The sequence below is a fragment of the Streptomyces sp. PsTaAH-124 genome, assembly GCF_000373685.1.
In the GTDB taxonomy this organism is placed as follows: domain Bacteria; phylum Actinomycetota; class Actinomycetes; order Streptomycetales; family Streptomycetaceae; genus Streptomyces; species Streptomyces andamanensis.
In genome coordinates, this window is sequence record NZ_KB892167.1 from 172,265 (window position 1) to 188,902 (window position 16,638).

Consider the following 16,638-nt stretch of genomic DNA (forward strand, 5'->3'; position numbering starts at 1 on the left):
CGGGCCCGCGCCCCGGCGCTCGTTCCACTCGCTGTAGTTACGTACTGCCGACGAGCTGTCCGGCGCGCAGGTGCACCAGATGGACGGTGGCCCGCGGAACCGGCCCGTCCCGCAGCGTCTTGTTCAGCTCGGCGGCGATCCCTGCCGGTTCCGCACCCGGGCCTCCGGTCGGCCGGTGTGCCGTGAGGGCGGTACGGCGACGGCTGCTCACTCCGTTCCGAGGGCGGGCCGCAACCGCCGTACCTCATGCATCAGTTCGGCCCCCTGGGGCTGCCCGCCGTCGACGTACCACTGGCCGAGGTCGCGCAGGAACCGCAGAACGGAGTCGGACAGAGCCCGGTCCAGCACCGGGTCGCGCCGCGCTCCGCACACGAGGGCGGTCAGCCAGCGCGGGGAGGCGGACTCCATGATCTCGTGGAGTTCCGCCTCCACGCCGGGGCCGAGCCGGCCGAGGTCGGAGCGGATCAGCAGCCGGGCCACCCGGGCCCAGCCGGCCGGTGGGACCCCGGCAGGGGCCCAGTCGGCGTCGTCCACCGGCAGGCCCAGACAGCCGGTGACCCAGGCGACGACCTCGGGGCGGCGGCAGCCCCGCCGCACCAGCGGAAGGATCACCGACGCCGGGACCGTCCGCGGTCCGGCCAGCCGGACGGCGCGGCGGATCAGCCAGCCGATGTCCCGCCAGTGCGACTCCGGATCGCGTACGTACCTCATCGACGCCCGCTCGACGACCAGCGTGCCCACCGCCGCCGCGTGTTCGCGGGCGGTGCGCGGGGCCACCCGTTCCAGCGCGGCCAGCAGATGCACCGACCCGGCCAGCGAGTCCGCCGCGGCGTCCTTCGGGAGCGCCGCCGCCAGCCGCTCGGCCGAACCGGGCGGCCCCCACACGTCCAGGGACTCCAGGAGCGGCCCTGCCATGCCCATGTCCCTCGGCAGCCCGCGGCCCAGCCGTCGGCCGATGCTGGACAGAGCGAGGCGCCGCGCCCATTGGTGTGCCATCACCGGATCCTCCGGCTGCCAGGCGGCCAGGCCCCGGATCATGCTCTGCGCCGCCGCGGGGGAACGGAACTCCGTCGCGTGGGGCAGCCACTGCCGGAACAGTTCCTTGAGCACCCGCTCCGGCAGATCGACCCCCGCGCCGGCCATCATGCGCAGCAGATTGCCGAGTTCGACGGGCGAGTCGGTGTCCAGCAGGGCCCGTACCCGGTTGCTCCAACGGGCTCCCGCGGACAGCGCGGCCGCCACCGCGCATCCGCCCTCCTCGTCGATCGACCGTACGGCGTGCACGATCCGTACGGCCTGGTCGGCGTCGGTGAACCGGCGCTCGGCCAGCCGAAGGACGCCCGCCAGCCGGCGATCGGCCGCGGCCCGCCGGTCCTCCGAGCGCCGGGCCAGCGCGGCGACGCGGCTGGGCGTGGGCGCCGCCGGGATCGGCCGCTCCGGCGCGGCTGGCGCGGCTGGTGACGCGGACACCGGTGCGGGGAGCGGCAGTTCGGTGCCGAACGTGGTCTCGGGACGGTGCAGCCGGTCCAGTTCGCGCAGGCACGCACGGGCGAAGCCCGCGTCCAGTTTCCGCAGCAGGTGCAGGGCCTCCACCAGGTTCTCCGGGCTGGTCGTCCCCTTCAGCCGCAGCGCCCACACCGAGGGTTCCGGCTCGACGAAGCGCAGCATGCTGCCGTGGTCCACCACCGCACCGGCGTCCCGCAGCGCCAGCCCGAAGGAGCGGACCACCTTCAGCGCGAAGGTCACGTTCTGGCTGCCCAGCTCCCGCAGGGCCGTGTCGAGTCCGTCCTCGCCCACGAACTCCTCGGCGAAGCCGCGGTCCAGGGTGCGGCCCAGGAGCCGCGTCAGGTCCAGGTAGAGCGCCCTGGTCTCCGCCGAACCGGCCCGGGTCGCCCGCCGCAGCAGCAGCTCGTCCTCGATCCGGGGCGCGAGCCGCTCCATGAACTCCTGGCCGACCACCGGGTGTCCGCCCAGCAGCAGGGCCAGCCGCGGTGCGTGGTCCTTCTCGCTCGCGTCCGCGTCCACCGCCACCCGCTCCACGCACCGCTCCAGCAGCGGCGCCAGGGCCTGCGGAGGGACGTCCGCGCCCACCAGCGCCGACATCAGCCTGAGGACGACACTGCCGCGCTCCTCCGTCTCCAGCGCGAACCCGATGAAGGGTCCCAGCCGGGTGCACAGCACCGCGCAGATCCCGTGGTCGCCGGGCCCCCAGAACCGGTCGACGGGCGTGAGCGCGCTGATCACATGGCCGACCCCCTTCAGATCGCCCATGGCCAGGACCCGGTCCACGAGCATCTCCACCACCTCCGGATCGGGCGTCACACCGTCCGGGGCGTAGAGCACGCGCACGCACGTCGGCGCGTCGATCCGGCCCAGTTCCTGGACCAGCTGCGCCGTCTGCCACGGGGTCACCGGCGGCGCCCCGATCCGCAGGACCCGGCTCTTGAGCCACGAGACGATCGACGAGGAGCGCACGATCTGCCGGCCGTCCCACACCCCCACCCGGCCGATGAGGGCCAGCCCCCGCGTCACGCTGTCCAACGACGAGTGCGGCAGAGCCGAGGAGACCAGGCCGGCCATCCGCTCGTGCGGCGCCCCCGGGTGCTCCGGCCACTGGCCCAGCATCAGCATCAGCGCCGCCTGCGCCAGGACCAGACCGGCGTCGCGCCGGTGGTCGGCCGCCAGCAGGCGCCTGATGCCGGGAGCGCGGGTGAACTCCTTCAGCAGGTCCGACCGCCGGTTGCCCCGGAACTTCAGCGCGGCGTCCACGAGATCGACGGCCGCGTGGTAGTGCTCGACCAGCGACGGGTCGCACTGCGTGGTGGCCTTCACCGCCAGCGGGAAGACCTGTGCCGCGGTGGCCTTCTCCCAGTAGGAGCCCAGGACATGCACCAGCAGCACCCCCTGCGCCGGGTCGCTGCGCGCCAGCACCGGCGCCATGTCGTGGCCGATCCGCTCCAGTACGTCCCGGTAGAGCGACGGGAAGTGGCGTACGGCCAGCTCCCGGCGCCTGCGGATCGCGGACAGGCACGTCGTGGCCTGGCGGCCCGTCAGCGTGTGCCAGCCGCCCGCCAGGACCGCCCGCAGCAGCTTCTTCACCAGCCCGACCTGGTCCTCGTGCTCCAGGTCCGCCAGTACCGCGTGGGCGAGCAGCACGGGCGGCGCGTCGGGGCCGATGGCGGTCAGCATGGGGGTGACCAGGAGCAGCAGCCGGTTGCGCAGGCCGTGGCCCGCGCTGTCGGCCGCCGACAGCAGCGCGGTCGCGAACTGGACGGCCTTCGGCGACGGGGCGCTCGCCGCGGCCCGCAGCAGCGGCGCCAGCGCCTCGTACTGCGCGTCGGCCGTCCTGCGCCACTCCCGGCCGGTGTCGTCGGTGACGGCTTCCTCCGTCGCCAGCAGCGCCTGGCAGACCGACGTCCGCCCGATGTACCAGCGTTTCGTCCGGTCGCGCCAGGCGCCCGCCCGCCGCAGGACGGCGGGGGAGACCCCGGTCAGCATCTGCTGCGGCACACCGACCCGCAGCAGGCTGCTGGCGGCGACCGCCTGGATGAGGGCGAGTTCCGTCCCCGTGGTCCCGGCGCGGGCGCGGTGCACGAAGGCCCGCCGGATCGTCTCGGACTCCTTCGCCTCCTGGCGCTTCCGTATCTCCGGCGCTTCCGCCGCGGGCGGGACCGGACCGGCGGCCGTGGCGGCGGGGGCGGCCCCGGCCGGGACCTCGGCCGTCGGGCGGGGCAGCGTGGCGGTGGCGGCCAGGGCCAGCCCGGATCCCCCGTGGCCCCCCGCGGCCGCCGGACGGAGGTCCATCAGCAGATGGACCAGCAGCCAGATGTCCAGGGCGGCGGCCCGCCGGACCACCTCGACCCGGACGTCGTCCGGCTCGGCCAGCCCGTTCAGCTCGACGAACTCCTTGCTGAACTGCCGGGCCCACTGCTGGTTGACGACCACCGGGACGGTCGCCACCGTGTGCGCGCGCCAGCGTGAACCACCGCTGTAGAGGCAGACCGCGATCACCGTCGAGCATGTCTCGGCCGCCGCCCTCGGCAGGACCGTCTCCAGGTCGGTGGCGTCCTGGTGCGAGAGGAGGTCCTCCAGCACGACGAGAGCCGGGGAACCGAGCGGGACGCGGGTGGCGTAGCGGGCCAGCGTGATCGCGTCGCGCAGCTCCGCCGCGTCCGGCAGCGCGCCGGCGCTCGGCCGCAGCTCGATCACCGGTGTGCCGTACCTCTTCCGCCAGGCCAGTGCCGCCCGCCGCACCGACGTCGTCCGGGTCGAGGACCGCGGGCCGCCGACCACGACGGCCGGTGCCCCCGCTTCCAGCCGCCGGCAGATGCTCTCGACGACGGGGCTCGGCGTCAGCGCGAACCGGTGCCCGTCCACGGTGCTGTCGGTGCCGACCTCCTCGATCAGGCACACCTTGTGGCCCAGCGCCGTGAGCGCCGTCTCGGCCGTCGACTCCAGCACCGGCTGCCACTCGCGCGGCCACAGCCGGTGGCACACCTCCGCCAGAGCCGTCCCGGAGGACAGCGGCAGCAGGCCCAGACCGTGGTCGCGGGCCGCGGCCTCCTTGGCGGCGAACTGCTCCCGGGACGGCAGGTCGGTGACGGTGCCGTCGTCCAGGATCGCGCCGGACACCAGGGCTGCCGGGACCGGCAGCCCCAGCAGATGCCCGGCCACGGCGGCGGCCGTGCCGATACCCGCCGAGGTGTCGTCCAGCTCGTAGCGCTCGGGCACACCGCGCACCTCCAGGGTGACGGCCCGCCATTCCTCCAGTGCCGGGCCCGCCACCCCTGCCCGCCGTGCCAGTTCGAGCCCGGCCCGGTGCCCGGCCAGCAGACCCCGCCGGAATTTCGGCGTGAGCCGCTGCTCCTCGGGCACCCAGCCGGACGCGTCGGCCCGCTCCCGGGGGCGCAGCCGTACCTCCACCAGGAATCCGTGCCCCGTCACGGCGTCGACCACCGGAAAGACCACGCTGATGCAGGGCGCCGGGCGGGCGGCGCCGGTGTCGGCGGGTGTCCGGGCGCCGGGGAGCGCCACGGTGGCCGTGTGTCCGGCCGGGGCCGGTGCCCCCGCAGGCGGACCCGGGTCCGGTGCGGCCGTCTCCCAGGAGGCGCGCAGCTCCTCGACCCGCCACTCCAGCGCTTCCCGCCAGTACCGCCACCTCGGAGCGGCGGAGTCCAGCAGATCCTCCAGCAGCCGCAGCCCCGCCCGCGGTCCGCCCCCGGCGCGCCCGCCCCCCGGGCCGAGCCAGTCGGGGACCCCGGTCAGCCGGCCGGGCCCGGTCCGCCCGCCCAGTTCCTCGTCGGCCAGGTTCTCCACGGAGTCCATCACCCGGTCGACGGCCTTCACCAGTGGTTCGAGCTCCCGGTCCCACCTCTCGTGGCGTTCCTCCTCGCTCCCGCCGTCACCGTCGGCCCTCCCCGGCTCCGCCAGGGTGAAGGTGTGCAGCAGTTCGTCCAGGGCCAGCAGCTCCTCCTGGACGGCCAGCACCAGATACCAGCGCTGCGAGTACCGCTCCGGCGGCGGCAGGGCCTCAGCCATCGGACTCGTCGCTCAGCCGCAGCAGTTCCGGCAGCAGGTCCGACGGCGGTTTGTCCTCCGGGTTGGCCAGCAGGAGCGGCCGTCCGTTGCCGCGCGGCAGCGGCTCCATGGTCTCGGCCACCACGACGGTCTCCGCCCCGGACCGCTGGGCGACCCTGAGGCCGCCCGTGGTCCGCACGACCTCGACGGTGACCGCCTCCGGCGGGAACGGCACGTCCCACTGCGGCGAGAGGGAGTAGACCCCGCGGCGCCGCGGCACGCGCTCGCCCAGCTCGACCCCCGCCACCGCCGTCCGGTGGCGCTCCATGGTCGAGGCGGCGGCCGTACCGAAGTCGGAGACCGCCGTGACCCGGGCGATCCGGCGCAGCCGGGGAGCCAGCGGTACGACCCTGGCCCCCGCGTCGGACGGGGCGCCGCCGGCGAGCGACTCGGACAGCCGGCGGCCCAGGTCGGTCAGCGAGCCCCGCTCACCCGGCTCCACCAGCCGCAACGCCTCCAGCACCAGTCGCGAACCGGGTCCCAGTGTGCCCAGCGCGATCTCCTGGCCCTGTGGCGTCAGTGCCGCGAGGCCGGAGAGGAACGCCAGGAGCCGCCGGGGTACCGCACGGGCCGGCTCCTCCATGTCTCCTCCCGCCCGGACGGTCTCCCCTTCCCCCGTGTACCGGTTCTCGTCCCGTTCCATGGGTACCTCTCTTGCTCCAGGATGACGGTCGGCGCCCTCACGACGGGCGTCAGTGACAAGTACGTGGGGAGCGGCCGCGGTGGCCACCCCGATTCCGCCGGTCGGCGGCTTCCGTCTCACGGCCGCCCCACCCACCGGTCGGCGAACCGCTTCAGCGCGTTGGCCACACTGGTCTTGCTGACTCCCACCCGCTCCGCGACCGCCCGGCTGCCCGGCACCGCGCCCGTCTCCGCCGCGAGGTCCAGCCAGGCGGCGACCACCTCCAGCACCAGGTGGTCCCCGGCCCGGTACGCGCGGGCCAGCCCCTCGCGCACCGCCGCCCGCGAGCCCAGGGAGTCGATCAGCCGGGCGACGGCGTCCGGGCCCGTTCCGGCGGCGGCCGGCAGGGCGACGCCCGAATCGAGCACCGGCCCGAGGTCGGCCAGCGGCACCGGATCCGGCGCCGACCGCACGCCGTCGACCATCAGGTTCGACGCGATGCGCAGCAGATATCCGGACGGTGAGCGGCCCGGATCGACCAGCCCCTTGGTGGCCGCGGCCACGAACCGGGCCAGTACCTCCTGCACGAAGTCACGCGGGTCCTCGCCGTCGGGCACGGCTCTGTGGCTGAGCATCCGGGGCAGATCGCCGGTGATGTTGCGCAGCGCGTCCGCCAGTGCGGTCTCCTGCGCCGCGTCCAGTGGTTCGCTGTCCCCTTCGCGCAGGATCCGGGCGATGGTGGCGCAGTCGGTGGTGAACCGGGTCGGCCCGGTGCCGGTCTCGGTCATTTCTTCCCCTCCGGGTGCGGCTGGACCGGCTGCCGGCTCCACCGGCGCGTGGTCATCTCCTGCATGAGGTTCTCCGCCAGCCCGAACGCGGCCCGGCGGAGCTGCGGTTCGGTGGCCATCGGGTCCTCCAGCACACTGGTCTGCCGGTGGATCTCCTCCAGGCGCTCCCGCAGCGCCGCCCGCGATCTGGCCGGTGCCGCCGCGGCCTCCCGGGACAGCAGCGCCCCCATCTCCTCGGCGGTGGCGACCAGTTCGGCCGACCCCGGGCCGAGCACCTTGAGCCGGTCGAGATGGGCGGTCACCTTGCGCCGTGCCGCCACGTCGAACCGGTGGCAGGCGACGCCGTGGATCCAGGCCAGCGCGGAGGCCGCCTGCCGGGAGTCGGCGGTCCTGCGCAGCTTCGGCACGCTGCGGTGCCCGGGGTCGGCCTTCAGCAGCGCGGCGACGGTCAGCCCGATCCAGGCGCCGTTCAACGCCTCGGCCGCACCACCGCGCGGTGCCTGGGCCACATGGCACAGAAGGAGTGCCAGCACCAGCGGCGGCAGCGCCAGCAGCGACCGCCGCGCCAGATAGCCCGAGCGGCCCAGCCAGCGACGCCAGTACGCCGCGAGCTCGGGGTCGAAGCTCAGCGCGCTCAACAGGACGGCACTCACCCCCGCCGTAACGAAGAAGATCACGTCGCCTCTTTCGCCACTTGTCCGACAGTTTCATGGACAAGTACGGAGGCGGGCAGCCGATTGGCCACAATGGGCAACGGCGGTACGGCCGCCGCCGGTCCGGGCGACGGGACGCCCCGGCCCGGAGCCGCTGTGGCCGGCCGTGACGCGGGACGGACTCCGGGCGCCCACCGAACCTCCCCTCGCCGCAGGCCGGTTGAAACCACGCCGCCCGGTCGCGTCGTCCCCGTACACGGCGTACGACGCCGACGCTCACGCCCCGGCGCGTGTCCTTGCGTCGCCCGTGCCGTTCCGATACGGGTGAGGTGACCGAGGGATCTCTGCACGGGCGGCTGGGCAGACTGGTCCGGGACGGGGGAGGACTGTGGTGCGGGATCGGCTCCTGGGAGGCCGCTACCGGTTGGTGCGGCGGCTCGGCGAGGGCGGCATGGGCGAGGTCTGGGAGGCCCAGGACGAGACACTGGACCGGCGGGTCGCGGTCAAGGTGATCTCCCTGCTCGCCGGCGGCGGAAGCCGCGGCGGCGAGGCGCGCGCCCGGTTCCTGCGCGAGGCCCGGATCACCGCCCGTCTCCAGCACCCGCACATCGTGACCGTCCACGACCTCGGCGAGAGCGGCCCGGATGACGGCAACGCCCCTTTCCTGGTGATGGAGTTGGTGCGCGGCGAGGGGCTGGACGCCAAGCTCCGCCGGGGCGCCGTCACCCTGGAGGACGCGGCCCGGTGGGGCGCGCAGATCTGCGACGCCCTGGCGGACGCGCACGAAGCCGGTGTCCTGCACCGGGACATCAAGCCGTCCAACATCCTCGTCACCCCCGCCGGCACGGTGAAGGTCCTCGACTTCGGCGTCGCACGGGCCGCCGACCCCTACGCGACCGGCGACCGCCTCACCCGGACCGGCTTCATCGTGGGCACGCCCCCGTACATGGCGCCCGAACAGGCACGCGGCTATCCGGAACCGGGCAGCGACCTCTACGCGCTCGGCTGTCTGCTCTTCGAACTGATCACGGGCCGCCTGCCGTTCCAGGCCCCCGACAGCGTGGGCTATCTGACGGCCCACCTCAGCCAGGAGCCGCCCGTACCCAGCGCGGTGCGGCCGGGCATCCCCGGGGCCTGGGACGCCCTCGTCCTGACCTTGCTGCGCAAGGACCCGGCCGAGCGGTACCGGACCGCCGCCGAGGTCTCCCGGGCGCTGCGGCAGCTGGACCGGACCCCTGAGCCCCCACCGCAGCCCCGACCACAGCAGCCACAGCCACAACCACAACCGCTGCCGCAGCCGCTCCCGTCACGGGCTCCCGTGATCGGAGCGAGGTTCGCCGCCGCCCTCTGGCTCCTGATCGTGCTGGCGGCCACCACCGTGACCACGATGAACATCAATGGTGTCGACGACGGCCGGGACGTGGCGTCGGGCGCCGCCGCGACCGCCGCCGCCACCGCATGGCTGGCCGGCTGCTTCGTCCTGCTGAGACGGCCGGGATGGCGTGCGAAGGCCGCGACGCTCTCCCGCTTCGCCCTGCCGATGGTCCTGTTCGGTGTCTACGGCGCGGTGACCGGGATCTCCATCGCCGGTGGCTACTACCACGGATTCGGGCGGTGGCTGACCTTCGGCGGGGTGTCCACAGCCGCTCTGGTGAGCCTCCTGGGACTGGCCGCCGCCCTCACACCCCGCACCGGTCCGTGGCCCCGCAGGGCGGGTTACGCGCTCGTGGCCCTCATCGCCCTGGCGCTGCTCGACACGGTGCTGCCCGTGGCAGGCGTCGCCCGTACCACCGTCACACCGTACGTCGCCCTGATCCACCCGGAGGCGATCACGGTGACGGTGGCCGTCCTGGCCATCGCGGTGTACGGCGTCCGAGACGCAGCGACCCGCCGCGCGGCCCGCACGCCCCCCGACACCCCCGAACCGCCCGGACCGACCGACCCGCCCGGACCGGAGACCGAGAGGCTCCCGGCCCGCGCCCAAGGAGGGGTCCCACCGACCAGAAGACTGCCGGACGGCCCGCCGCGCTCCTGGCCCACGGGCAGGACACCGGCCGTGATCGCCGGCGTACTGCTGCTCACCTGTGTCATTGTCGTGAGCACCGTCTACGCGGCGCAGGGCGGGACGGGCCGCGGAGAACCGACCGGGGCGTCCGGCCCATCGGTGGCGCCCGTCAGATTCACCTCCATCCCGGACATCTGCGGGAGCCTGTCGGACGAGTCGTTCCTGGACACCCTCATCGCCTACCGCCGCCCCGCCGACTCCAGGACGACCGACACGGAGCGGGAGTGCGGCTGGACGACCGAGTCGTCCGCGCCGTCCGACACCGTCGACTCCGATCTGACGATCAGAGCGGAGAAGTTCGCCACCACGAAGAGCGCCGAAGCCTATGTACGGAAGCAGCGCAGCTACGGCACCGGACTCGACGGCTCGAAGATCACCGAACTCGGAAAGCCCGGCGAGTTCGGGGACGAGGCCATCATCGACGTCTACAAACAGGACGACGAGAAGACACACGGCGGCGACACCTACCTCAGCATCAACACGACCACGATCATCCTCCGCTCGGGCAACCTCTGCGTGAACCTCCTCTACGCCCGCAGCCGCCACACCGACGGCGAACCGGACGACACCTCCTACACCCACCAAGGAGCCATGGTCGCCGCCCGCAGCGTGGCCTCGGCCCTGGGCGGCTAGGGCCTGTCGTCAAATTGCCGTCGTCTGCTTGCACGAGGCCCACAACGACATCGCCCTCGCCGCCGGGATGCACACCGCGCTCGTCCGGTGCTGCCCGTGGGCGACGATCGAGCGGCGCGGTGAGCACGTGACGGCAGGCCGCTTCCGGTGGCAGACGGTGGCCTCCGATGGTCCGAAGCGGCGGGCACCGGACACGGCGCGGCAGCCACCGCGCCGGTCCCCGACGCTAAGAGGCTCGGTCCTGGGCAAGCGCCGGGTTCTGGGCGGGGGTGTCGGCCGGGGCCGGGACGTCCTTCCCGGCGTTCTCCGCCGCGCCGAACCAGGCCACCGCGACCGCGCCCGAGACCGCCAGGACGAAGCCGGTCACCGCCAGCCAGGCGAAGCCGGGGCGTGACGCGTCCCCCAGCCACCAGACGCCGATCATGCCGGGCAGCACGGTCTCGCCGACCACCAGCGCCGCCGTCGCCCCGTTCACCGAGCCGATCTGTAGCGCGACGGTGTGCAGGTACATGCCGCCGATTCCGGCGACCAGAATGGCGTACAGGGCCGGGTCGGTGAGCAGCGTGGCCAGGGCGAACGGATCGATCCCGTTCAGCACTCGCACGCCCACGCCCAGCGCGCCGAAGCCGAGACCGGAGAGCAGACCGGCCAGGATCGCGGCCCGGGCGCCGAGCAGCCGGACCAGGACCGTGCCGCCCGCCATCAGCAGCAGTGAGATCGTGAGGAGCCACCAGTGGGTGCTGATCGGCGTGTGCCCGCTGCCCTCAGAGCCCGCCGCGCTCGCGAGCAGCACCAGTGCCGAGCAGACGACTGCGATCGAGGTCCACTCCGCCCGGGTCAGCCGGATGCCGAGCAGCTTGACGCTCAGGACGGCCGTGATGACGAGGTTGGCGCTGATGACCGTCTGGGAGAGGAACAGCGGCAGCAGACGGGCGGCGAGCGCGCCGAGTCCGAAGCCGACGAAGTCCAGGACCGTGCCGACGATGAATTCCCAGGTCATCGCGGCCTGGGCAGTGGAGGAGAGACTGGGGCCGCCATGCGCGGTGACCTGTCCGGCGGCGGCCGCCTCGCGGCGGGCCGACTTGCGGGAGCCGACGGCCTGGAGGACGGAGCCCGTGCCGTAACAGATCGAGGCCGCAACGGCGGTCAGGAGTCCTATGAGCACCGAGCGCTCCGTTCAGGGGGGTGGTTCTTGGCTGTTCTCCCTGCCAGACGCGGGATCGGCCGCCCGCGTTGCGTGAACCGGGTCTGCGTCGAGACGGACGGGAAGAAGGCCGTACGGGCTTGAGCTTGGTGTTCGCCAGGCCGATGGCCGATGCCACGTCCACGACGAACAGCGCGCCCACCCCGAGAGAGGTGGACGCACTGTTCAGACACTGTGCCCCCGGCAGGATTCGAACCTGCGACCCCCGCTTTAGGAGTCGGATCGGACCTTTGCCGGGGGCTGCTCGCTGATACCGGGCAGTGCTGTTTCCCCTGGTCAGCGCGATGCGTCGAGTCACTTGATCCGGTTCTTGCCACCCTGTAGTGGGCAGTCCGCTCACGCATTGCTCACGCACGAAGCATGTGTCCTGGAGCGCGGAGGCGCGGGCGGCGGCTGGCTCAGCTGGTCCGTGAGCCAGCGCACTCCATCTCGCCAAAGGCCAACCACCAACACGCTTTGCAAATGTTTGTACGGGGTCCGGCGGGGGCCGTAGGTGTTCTGACCTGTGGTGGAGGATCAGGAGCGGACCAGTCTGGACGGGCCCGGACGGGCGTGAATGCAACCAGGCGGCAGCTCAGGTGGACTCTCGGACAGGCCCTGGCTCGCCAGGTCGGGCAGAATCTGGCGGGCGGCCCTCAGAAAGGGCTCAAGGACGCTCTCGGGGAGGGGCCCGGGGAGGGGAGGGTGCACATGGACGCCATCACTACCGCTGGGCTACGGCTGGGATCGGCCGCCGTGGCGCCGCTGGTCAAGAAGCTGTTCCGGGCCGAGCCGCCGGGCGCGGGCCTGGTCTCCGAGCCGGTGCGCGTCGCCTCACTGGTCTCCTTCCGAGGTGAGAAACGCACCCTGACCCGACGCGACCTGGAGAAGCTTGCGTGTGAGCTACTCGACCGCGCGATCCGTGCCGCAGGCCCCCATGACGCCCCCGCCCCCGAGGAACATCAGGCCGTCGCCCTGGCACTGACCGACACCCTCGCCGGGCTGGGCGATCTGGACATGGACGACGTACAGGCCGTCCGGCTGGGGCCCGAGGGGCTGGCCGCGGCTCTGCCCGCCGGGCCCCAGCGCGCCGAGCTGTCGCGAGACGGGGAACTGCTCCACGACGGGCTGGTGCGACTGGCCTGCCTGCACATCATTGACTTCTTCACCAGGCGTTCCGCCTTCGTCGCCCGCACCTTGGTCGAGCAGTGCCGGCAGAACCAGCGGCTGGTGGAGGCGCTGGACCTGCTCCTCGAACGGCTGCCGGCCCGCCACACTGAGGACGCCGCGTTCGAGGAGCGATACCGCCGCCACCTTGTCAACCGGTACAGCCGGCTCACCATCTTCGGCATCGACCTGGACGACGAATGGCCCTTGGACGACGCCTATCTGAGCCTGGAGACCAGCGACAGAGCATCCCGCTTCACGGGTACCGCCCCGGATGACGACCACTGGAACCGGTCCGGACCGCCCCAGCGCGCGGAGCAGGCGCTGGCCGGACTGGAACGGGTGCTGTTACGAGGGGTCGCGGGCGCCGGGAAGACCACCCTGGTGCAGTGGCTGGCCGTCGCCACCGCCGAGCTCCGGCCCAGTGGAAGCCTTGTCCACCTCTTTGGCCGCGTCCCGTTCGTCCTGCCCCTGCGCGCCCTGACGCGCGCCGGCACCGAGCTTCCCGCGCCCCGCGACTTTCTGAGCACGGTGGGCTGTCCGCACACCCCACCGGTCGGCTGGGCCGAGCGGGTGCTGTCCGCGCGGCGCGGGCTGCTGCTGGTCGATGGCATCGACGAGGTACCGGAGCAGCTGCGGGACGGTACCCGCCAGTGGCTGCGCGGCCTCCTCCAGGAGTTCCCCGGCAACGTCTGCCTGATCACCGCGCGGCCGTCGGCCGTACGGGAGGACTGGCTGGCCGCTGACGGCTTCCGCGAGCTGTCGCTCTCACCCATGAACCGGGACGACGTCGCCACGTTCATCGACCGCTGGCACCGCGCGGCGAAGGCCGACCACGACCAGGCCGACGCCCTGCTGAAGGCAGTGCGCAGCCGCCAGGACCTCGGGCGGCTCGCCACGAACCCCCTGATGTGCGGACTGATCTGCGCCCTGCACCGGGCGAGCCATGGCTATCTGCCACGAGGCCGAGAAGAACTGTACGAGGCGGCCCTGCGGATGCTGCTGGAACGACGCGACCGGCAGCGGAGCATCGACCACGGGCCGCAACTGGACATCCGGTCCCAGACCCTGCTGCTGGAACGGCTGGCCTACTGGCTGATCCGCAACGGCCACTCCCAGATGGACCGCGCCGACGCCGTCGATCTCATCGCCCAGGCGCTGCCCACCATGCACCGGGACGCGGCACTGGGATCCGCCGAGGACGTCTACCGGCATCTGCTCGACCGTTCCGGACTGTTGCAGGAACCCGCCAACGATGTCGTGGACTTCGTGCACCGCACTTTCCAGGACTACCTCGCTGCCCGCGCGGTTGTCGAGAACCGCGACTTCCCCCTGCTGGTGCGGAACGCTCACCTGGACCAGTGGGAGGACGTCGTCCGGATGGCCGTGGCACACGGGCGGCCCGAGGAGAGGAAGCGGCTGCTCACCCAGCTGGTCAAGCGCGGCGACAAGGTGGGCAAGCACCGCGTCCGGCTACATCTGCTGGCCACGGCCTGCCTGGAACACGCCACCCAGCTCGACCCCGAGATACGGCGGGAGGTGGAACAGCGGGCCGCCGCGTTGATCCCGCCCAGGACATACGGCGAGGCCAAGTCCCTGGCGGCCGTCGGGCACGTCGCGCTGGAGCTGCTGCCGGGGCCCGGGGGTCTGACCGAGGCCGAGGCTATGGCGGTGGTGCACGTGGCCAACGCGCTTGGCAGCGACGCCGCGCTGCCCAAGCTCGCCGAGTTCCGCGATCATCCTTCTTCCAAGGTGCGCGGCACGCTGCTCAACGGGTGGAGCGATTTCGATGCCGAGCGGTTCGCCGCAGAGGTCCTCACCGGCCTGTCACTCGATGGCGAGCCCCATCTCAGAGTGAACACGCCGGCCGAGCTCGCCGCCCTGTCCAGGCTGCCAGACCACCCCTATCTCGCGATGTTCGGGACGTTCTCGGAAGATGAGATCACCGGTGCCGTGAGGACAAGCACGCTGAAGGAGCTCTCGCTCACCTGCAACCGCCTCAGCGACCTGGACTTCCTCCGCCCCTTCCATTCTCTGGAACGCCTCTCCCTCATCGAGAGCCCGGCGATCCGGGATCTCTCCCCGATATCTAGCCTTCCGCTACGCAAACTACTGCTACGGCGGATACCCGGGCCACGCGACTTCAGATGCCTGAACGACCTCCTCCACCTTCGATACCTCTATCTCGGCGACGGCATGACCGTCCCCAGTCTGCAAGCCTTGCCGACACTGGCACCGCTTACAGACCTGGGCCTGCCCTCGACGGTCACCGACCTCACCGAGATCGGGGTATGGCGAGGGCTGAAGACACTGCGAATTCTCGATTCGGAAGAGGTTCCCTCGCGGGGAAGCCTGGCCGCAGTGTCCGACCTGCCCGCCCTGACTCGTTTGGTAGTTCCGCCACGGATACTGCGGGCGTTCCACGAGGCACGCATCAGTCTTCCCGGGGTCAGCCGTCTGCGGCTCTTCGCCATGGACGAGAGCCTGGACATGCGACAGCTCGTCACTGTGCTTCCCGGATTGCGGCACATAGACATGTCCGGAGAGCCCATCGAACTGGATGTCCGCCCGCTTAGCGAACTCGGCCAACTGTGCTCGGTGAAGACCCCGGGTCGCCTGCTTGTAGCGAACCCGGACGCTCTACCTCCGGGTGTCGTGATCCAGCCCTCAGAGTCGCGGTACTAAGCCGTGGCGGAGGATACGAGATTCGAACCGTGAGGGGTTGCCCACAACACGCTTTCCAAGTGTTCGTACGGGGGTCCTGTGAAGATCAGGAACGTTCTGGCCTGCGGTGCAGAGGACGTGGAGAGGCCGCTCGAACAGCCCTGGACGGGGGTGAATGAGACCACAACTGAGACCATGCTGAGGCACGTCCTTCTCGGTCAACGCGCCGTTGCCGAAAGTGGCATCCCCTGTCGCTTCTATGCTGAGGCTGAAGGCTAGATCCATGCCCCGCAGCCCCCTCCTCACACATAGATCACCCGGCGGGGTGGACCGCGTCTGGGGGTGGCATGGTCGACACCATCGGTGGCTAGTACCTCTGGCATGAAGGCCACCACCGTCGACTCGGCTCCGGTCCCTGTGATCGCCCCGAACTCTGCTTGTTCTGCCTACACCTGGTGCACCGACACCGGCGACCACCATTCGCACATGGGCGTCGTCGCCGAGGTGCTAGGCACCGGACAGGGGTCGCCCCCTCACTTGCAGGCATGGCTCCACGATCTTGATGGTGACGGTGAATTGACCGCCAGCTTCACCCACCGAGGCGACAGCAATGACTTCGATGTCGCCGGGCTGCATTCCTATGCCATGCAGGTCGGCGCGTTTGCCAGCCAGGTGATGGCGCTCGCTGACCAGCTTCAAGCTGGGACGTACTCGCCCGAGCCCACCGCCGACACCGTGAAGAAACCAACTACTTGGACCATCACCATCGAAGGGGGCGGGCATATTTCCGGGTATCTCCCTCCGTGGGTCGAGCGCAGCAGTGTCGATGACTATGCGGAGAAACCGCTGCGCGCTGACAGGCTCGGCTTACTGGTGGACATCGATCACTGGCTCACCGTCGAAGGCGTCGAAATGAGTGTGGCCGGGCCCGGGTACAAGGACCTGGCCGAGCCCGAAGATGTCTTTCGTGGATATTTGCAAGTACGCCCCTTCGACAGCGACCCACTCTCCCGTGTACCGCATGTCGATCTAGAGGTGGTGGAGGGCCGCTGGATGGAAAATCTAGGACCCGCTGACCTAGCAGACATTGCCGACAAGCTCCGGGCACAGGCCGCACGGCTTGACCAGACCCGCAAGGTGCTCGTTCAAGCAAGGATCGACTGGGAAGCCAACGCTTGACTGAGTTGCTGGCGAGGACGGATCGCGTGGCGCGGTCCTGGCGCTCACGGCATCGGAAATCGGGCCGGAGGGTTTCTCGGCGGGTGGGGTGGCTGGCGTGTCGGCCA

Annotated in this window: 9 protein-coding genes; 3 read left to right on the forward strand and 6 right to left on the reverse strand. The window is 71.8% G+C overall.

What is annotated here, in order from left to right; all coding sequences use genetic code 11:
• Positions 1-37: 37 nt before the first annotated feature.
• The 5 genes from B086_RS44575 to B086_RS0114625 all read right to left on the reverse strand — a co-directional run bounded on the left by B086_RS44575 (position 38) and on the right by B086_RS0114625 (position 7,664).
• Positions 38-211, reverse strand: coding sequence for a hypothetical protein (locus tag B086_RS44575; RefSeq protein ID WP_018567160.1), 174 nt, complete (start codon positions 209-211; stop codon positions 38-40).
• Entirely contained in the window at positions 208-5,538 is a 5,331-nt protein-coding gene (locus B086_RS0114610) for a hypothetical protein (protein WP_018567161.1), read from the reverse strand. Before B086_RS0114610 ends, B086_RS44575 begins: the two co-directional genes overlap by 4 nt.
• A complete protein-coding gene (locus B086_RS0114615) occupies positions 5,531-6,160 on the reverse strand; it encodes a hypothetical protein (RefSeq protein WP_037895508.1) in 630 nt (209 codons plus the stop codon). The genes B086_RS0114610 and B086_RS0114615 overlap by 8 nt, the downstream gene beginning before the upstream one ends.
• A 176-nt stretch (positions 6,161-6,336) precedes the next feature.
• Positions 6,337-6,987: a sigma factor gene (locus B086_RS44580; protein ID WP_018567163.1), complete on the reverse strand. Its 651-nt coding sequence runs from the start codon at positions 6,985-6,987 to the stop codon at positions 6,337-6,339.
• The gene (locus tag B086_RS0114625; protein WP_018567164.1) at positions 6,984-7,664 is read right to left on the reverse strand and encodes a hypothetical protein; all 681 of its coding nucleotides are present in this window, start codon (positions 7,662-7,664) and stop codon (positions 6,984-6,986) included. Before B086_RS0114625 ends, B086_RS44580 begins: the two co-directional genes overlap by 4 nt.
• A 367-nt stretch (positions 7,665-8,031) precedes the next feature.
• Between B086_RS0114625 and B086_RS45440 the strand changes: the two genes are divergently transcribed.
• Positions 8,032-10,338 (forward strand): serine/threonine-protein kinase, encoded by a 2,307-nt coding sequence (locus B086_RS45440; protein ID WP_234029314.1) that lies wholly within the window; start codon positions 8,032-8,034, stop codon positions 10,336-10,338.
• Positions 10,339-10,564: 226 nt separating this feature from the next.
• On the opposite strand, the gene B086_RS0114635 is transcribed toward B086_RS45440, so the two are convergent.
• Positions 10,565-11,503, reverse strand: coding sequence for a hypothetical protein (locus B086_RS0114635; protein WP_018567165.1), 939 nt, complete (start codon positions 11,501-11,503; stop codon positions 10,565-10,567).
• Between the two features lie 729 nt (positions 11,504-12,232).
• Here B086_RS0114635 and B086_RS40010 point away from each other — a divergent pair.
• Both B086_RS40010 and B086_RS0114645 read left to right on the forward strand, forming a co-directional pair.
• Entirely contained in the window at positions 12,233-15,373 is a 3,141-nt protein-coding gene (locus B086_RS40010) for an NACHT domain-containing protein (protein WP_051115837.1), read from the forward strand.
• A 360-nt stretch (positions 15,374-15,733) separates the two neighbouring features.
• Complete coding sequence (locus tag B086_RS0114645; RefSeq protein ID WP_018567167.1) at positions 15,734-16,531, forward strand: DUF6907 domain-containing protein; 798 nt, start codon at positions 15,734-15,736, stop codon at positions 16,529-16,531.
• Positions 16,532-16,638: the final 107 nt, after the last annotated feature.

Excerpts from the sequence above, each read along its gene's own strand:
- B086_RS0114615 (WP_037895508.1), bottom strand. The coding sequence starts at position 6,160 with ATGGAGGAGCCGGCCCGTGCGGTACCCCGGCGGCTCCTGGCGTTCCTC.
- B086_RS40010 (WP_051115837.1), top strand. The coding sequence starts at position 12,233 with ATGGACGCCATCACTACCGCTGGGCTACGGCTGGGATCGGCCGCCGTG.
- B086_RS0114645 (WP_018567167.1), top strand. The coding sequence starts at position 15,734 with ATGAAGGCCACCACCGTCGACTCGGCTCCGGTCCCTGTGATCGCCCCG.
- B086_RS44580 (WP_018567163.1), bottom strand. The coding sequence starts at position 6,987 with ATGACCGAGACCGGCACCGGGCCGACCCGGTTCACCACCGACTGCGCC.
- B086_RS0114610 (WP_018567161.1), bottom strand. The coding sequence starts at position 5,538 with ATGGCTGAGGCCCTGCCGCCGCCGGAGCGGTACTCGCAGCGCTGGTAT.